The organism is Nocardia sp. NPDC051750 (genome assembly GCF_044453135.1).
GTDB lineage: Bacteria > Actinomycetota > Actinomycetes > Mycobacteriales > Mycobacteriaceae > Nocardia.
Genome location: NZ_JBITCK010000013.1, coordinates 1 through 5,451, shown reverse-complemented (window position 1 = coordinate 5,451; position 5,451 = coordinate 1). Strand labels below are relative to the sequence as shown.

Annotated in this window: 3 rRNA genes; all 3 read right to left on the bottom strand. The window is 56.2% G+C overall.

The annotated features are described in order from the left end of the window. Nucleotides 1-9 precede the first annotated feature (9 nt). Nucleotides 10-126: ribosomal RNA gene (gene rrf / locus ACIA75_RS35710) — 5S ribosomal RNA — on the bottom strand. 140 nt (nucleotides 127-266) lie between these two features. Beyond that, a 23S ribosomal RNA gene (locus ACIA75_RS35705) occupies nucleotides 267-3,400 on the bottom strand. Nucleotides 3,401-3,733: 333 nt separating this feature from the next. Beyond that, nucleotides 3,734-5,250: ribosomal RNA gene (locus tag ACIA75_RS35700) — 16S ribosomal RNA — on the bottom strand. Together the 16S, 23S and 5S rRNA genes form the textbook arrangement of a ribosomal RNA operon. Nucleotides 5,251-5,451 lie beyond the last annotated feature (201 nt).

The window sequence follows — 5,451 nt, the reverse complement described above, 5'->3', positions numbered from 1 at the left end:
GGAATTATGTTCCGGCGGTGTCCTACTCTCCCACACCCTGTCGAGTGCAGTACCATCGGCGCTGGCAGGCTTAGCTTCCGGGTTCGGAATGGGACCGGGCGTTTCCCCGCCGCTATAACCGCCGTAACTCTATGAAACTATCCACAGAGAGCCACCCCTGACAGGATCCGGTCCACCACCACAGTGGCTTCCCTTCACCCCTCCGGGTGTCTTCTGTATCTGTGTGTTGTTTCAGATACCGCACAGTGGACGCGTAGCAATCTTTGTTCAGTAAGCCCTCGGCCTATTAGTACCGGTCACCTCCACACATTACTGTGCTTCCAGTTCCGGCCTATCAACCCCATGGTCTGTAGGGGGCCTTAACCACTCGAAGGTGGTGGGAAACCTCATCTTGGAACAGGCTTCCCGCTTAGATGCTTTCAGCGGTTATCCCTTCCGAACGTAGCCAACCAGCCGTGCCCCTGGCGGGACAACTGGCACACCAGAGGTTCGTCCGTCCCGGTCCTCTCGTACTAGGGACAGCCTTCCTCAAGTTTCCAACGCGCGCGGCGGATAGAGACCGAACTGTCTCACGACGTTCTAAACCCAGCTCGCGTGCCGCTTTAATGGGCGAACAGCCCAACCCTTGGGACCTACTCCAGCCCCAGGATGCGACGAGCCGACATCGAGGTGCCAAACCATCCCGTCGATATGGACTCTTGGGGAAGATCAGCCTGTTATCCCCGGGGTACCTTTTATCCGTTGAGCGACACCGCTTCCACATGCCGGTGCCGGATCACTAGTCCCGACTTTCGTCCCTGCTCGACATGTCTGTCTCACAGTCAAGCTCCCTTGTGCACTTGCACTCGACACCTGATTGCCAACCAGGCTGAGGGAACCTTTGGGCGCCTCCGTTACATTTTGGGAGGCAACCGCCCCAGTTAAACTACCCACCAGGCACTGTCCCTGAACCAGATCATGGTCCGAGGTTAGAAGTCCAATACGATCAGAGTGGTATTTCAACGATGACTCCACAAACACTGGCGTGCCCGCTTCACAGTCTCCCACCTATCCTACACAAACCGTACCGAACACCAATACCAAGCTATAGTGAAGGTCCCGGGGTCTTTTCGTCCTGCCGCGCGTAACGAGCATCTTTACTCGTAATGCAATTTCGCCGAGTCTGTGGTCGAGACAGCTGAGAAGTCGTTACGCCATTCGTGCAGGTCGGAACTTACCCGACAAGGAATTTCGCTACCTTAGGATGGTTATAGTTACCACCGCCGTTTACCGGGGCTTAAATTCTCAGCTTCGCGCCGAAGCGCTAACCGGTCCTCTTAACCTTCCGGCACCGGGCAGGCGTCAGTCCGTATACATCGTCTTACGACTTCGCACGGACCTGTGTTTTTAGTAAACAGTCGCTTCTCACTGGTCTCTGCGACCTCACCCAGCTCCCACCGTAAAGGCGTTCACCAGACAAGGCCCTCCTTCTCCCGAAGTTACGGAGGTATTTTGCCGAGTTCCTTGACCACAGTTCTCTCGATCGCCTTAGTATTCTCTACCTGACCACCTGTGTCGGTTTGGGGTACGGGCCGTGCACCAACTCACTAGAGGCTTTTCTCGGCAGCATAGGATCACTGAATTCGCCTCAATCGGCTACGCATCACCTCTCAGGCTATATGTTGTGCGGATTTGCCTACACAACGCCCTACAGGCTTACACCAGTACAACCACTGACTGGCCCAGCTACCTTCCTGCGTCACCCCATCGCTTGACTACTACACCCAGGGTCATGCGCAGCCACATCCGGCCTCCCGAAGGAGGTCCATCAGCTTTTGGGCACTTAGCACAGATGATTCGCCATTGGGCGCGGATACACGGGTACGGGAATATCAACCCGTTGTCCATCGACTACGCCTGTCGGCCTCGCCTTAGGTCCCGACTCACCCTGGGCGGATTAACCTGGCCCAGGAACCCTTGGTCATTCGGCGGACGAGTTTCTCACTCGTCTTTCGCTACTCATGCCTGCATTCTCACTCGCGCAGCCTCCACAACTAGGTCACCCCGCTGCTTCCCTGGCTACACGACGCTCCCCTACCCAGCCACACCACTGCACACCCTCCCATAGAAGGATGCGGATGTATTGTGTGACTGCCGCGGCTTCGGCGGTGTACTTGAGCCCCGCTACATTGTCGGCGCAGGATCACTCGACCAGTGAGCTATTACGCACTCTTTCAAGGGTGGCTGCTTCTAAGCCAACCTCCTGGCTGTCTGCGCAATCCCACATCCTTTTCCACTTAGTACACGCTTAGGGGCCTTAGCCGGCGATCTGGGCTGTTTCCCTCTCGACTACGAAGCTTATCCCCCGCAGTCTCACTGCCGCGCTCTCACTCACCGGCATTCGGAGTTTGGCTGATTTCGGTAAGCTTGTGGGCCCCCTAGACCATCCAGTAGCTCTACCTCCGGTGAGAAACACGCGACGCTGCACCTAAATGCATTTCGGGGAGAACCAGCTATCACGGAGTTTGATTGGCCTTTCACCCCTACCCACAGCTCATCCCCTCAGTTTTCAACCTAAGTGGGTTCGGGCCTCCACGACGTCTTACCGTCGCTTCACCCTGGCCATGGGTAGATCACTCCGCTTCGGGTCTAGAACACGCGACTCAAACGCCCTATTCGGACTCGCTTTCGCTACGGCTACCCCACACGGGTTAACCTCGCCACATGCCACTAACTCGCAGGCTCATTCTTCAAAAGGCACGCCATCACCCACAGCCACAAGGACTCGCAGGCTTTGACGGATTGTAAGCGCACGGTTTCAGGTACTATTTCACTCCCCTCCCGGGGTACTTTTCACCTTTCCCTCACGGTACTAGTCCGCTATCGGTCACCAGGTAGTATTCAGGCTTACCGGGTGGTCCCGGCAGATTCACAGCAGATTTCACGGGCCCGCTGCTACTCGGGCATCATCCACAACAGTCGCTATGTTTTCGCCTACCGGACTCTCACCGTCTACGGTTGGCCGTCCCAGACCAATTCGACTAACACAACGATTTCTTACTGTTGCCCACCACGGCAGTGATGAGAAGAATGACCCCACTACCCCACACACGCAACGCCTGCCGGCTATCACACGTGCATGGTTTAGCCTCATCCGCTTTCGCTCGCCACTACTCACGGAATCACATGTTGTTTTCTCTTCCTGTGGGTACTGAGATGTTTCACTTCCCCACGTTCCCTCCACACACCCTATACATTCAGATGCGGGTAACACGACATTTAACTCGTGCTGGGTTTCCCCATTCGGACACCCTCGGATCACAGCTCGGTTGACAGCTCCCCGAGGCTTATCGCAGCCTCCTACGTCCTTCATCGGCTCCTGGTGCCAAGGCATCCACCGAACGCTCTAAAACACTTACAAAACAAAGATGCTCGCGTCCACTGTGCAGTTCTCAAACAACACACCCAGCCAGATCCAGATTCCGCACCAGCGGAGAACCTCTCAGCTCTCCCGGTATGACGGGAACCCAGCCAGATCATGTTTATTGCCTGGAAAGAACGCCTGTTCTTTCAGGACCCAACAGTGTGTTGACTACTTGAAATCCGGCACCCCGAGCCAAGAGACTCGAAGTATTCGCCGGCGCATGTCAGCGTTCCACCCATGAGCAACCGCAGTCCCACAGTCGGGGACATGAACGGCCTCTGCCACAACCCGCACCCACCATTGTGAGCCGGCATGGAGAATGCTCCTTAGAAAGGAGGTGATCCAGCCGCACCTTCCGGTACGGCTACCTTGTTACGACTTCGTCCCAATCGCCGATCCCACCTTCGACGGCTCCCTCCACAAGGGTTAGGCCACCGGCTTCGGGTGTTACCGACTTTCATGACGTGACGGGCGGTGTGTACAAGGCCCGGGAACGTATTCACCGCAGCGTTGCTGATCTGCGATTACTAGCGACTCCAACTTCACGGGGTCGAGTTGCAGACCCCGATCCGAACTGAGACCGGCTTTAAGGGATTCGCTCCACCTCACGGTATCGCAGCCCTCTGTACCGGCCATTGTAGCATGTGTGAAGCCCTGGACATAAGGGGCATGATGACTTGACGTCGTCCCCACCTTCCTCCGAGTTGACCCCGGCAGTCTCTCACGAGTCCCCGCCATTACGCGCTGGCAACATAAGATAAGGGTTGCGCTCGTTGCGGGACTTAACCCAACATCTCACGACACGAGCTGACGACAGCCATGCACCACCTGTACACCGACCACAAGGGGGCCTACATCTCTGCAGGTTTCCGGTGTATGTCAAACCCAGGTAAGGTTCTTCGCGTTGCATCGAATTAATCCACATGCTCCGCCGCTTGTGCGGGCCCCCGTCAATTCCTTTGAGTTTTAGCCTTGCGGCCGTACTCCCCAGGCGGGGTACTTAATGCGTTAGCTACGGCACGGATCCCGTGGAAGGAAACCCACACCTAGTACCCACCGTTTACGGCGTGGACTACCAGGGTATCTAATCCTGTTCGCTACCCACGCTTTCGCTTCTCAGCGTCAGTTACTTCCCAGAGACCCGCCTTCGCCACCGGTGTTCCTCCTGATATCTGCGCATTTCACCGCTACACCAGGAATTCCAGTCTCCCCTGAAGTACTCAAGCCTGCCCGTATCGACCGCAAGCTCGGGGTTGAGCCCCGAGTTTTCACGATCGACGCGACAAGCCGCCTACAAGCTCTTTACGCCCAGTAATTCCGGACAACGCTCGCACCCTACGTATTACCGCGGCTGCTGGCACGTAGTTGGCCGGTGCTTCTTATACTCCTACCGTCACTTTCGCTTCGTCGGAGTCGAAAGAGGTTTACAACCCGAAGGCCGTCATCCCTCACGCGGCGTCGCTGCATCAGGCTTCCGCCCATTGTGCAATATTCCCCACTGCTGCCTCCCGTAGGAGTCTGGGCCGTGTCTCAGTCCCAGTGTGGCCGGTCGCCCTCTCAGGCCGGCTACCCGTCGTCGCCTTGGTAGGCCATTACCCCACCAACAAGCTGATAGGCCGCGGGCTCATCTTGCACCGATAAATCTTTCCACCCACAGTCATGCAACTGCAGGTCATATCCGGTATTAGACCCAGTTTCCCAGGCTTATCCCAGAGTGCAAGGCAGATCACCCACGTGTTACTCACCCGTTCGCCGCTCGTGTACCCCGAAGGGCCTTACCGCTCGACTTGCATGTGTTAAGCACGCCGCCAGCGTTCGTCCTGAGCCAGGATCAAACTCTCCGTTGAAGACTCACAACCACACCCCGAAGGGCGCAATCAAAAGTACAAACTAGAGTCCGAAAACCTAGCAAAACAAATCGCCAGCTGGAATTTAGCTGACTTAAATGTTCGGCCCTCCACACGGGGGTATGAAGAACCGAAACCAAATTAAATATTTGGCACTGACATTCATCAACACACTATTGAGTTCTCAAAGAACACACGCAC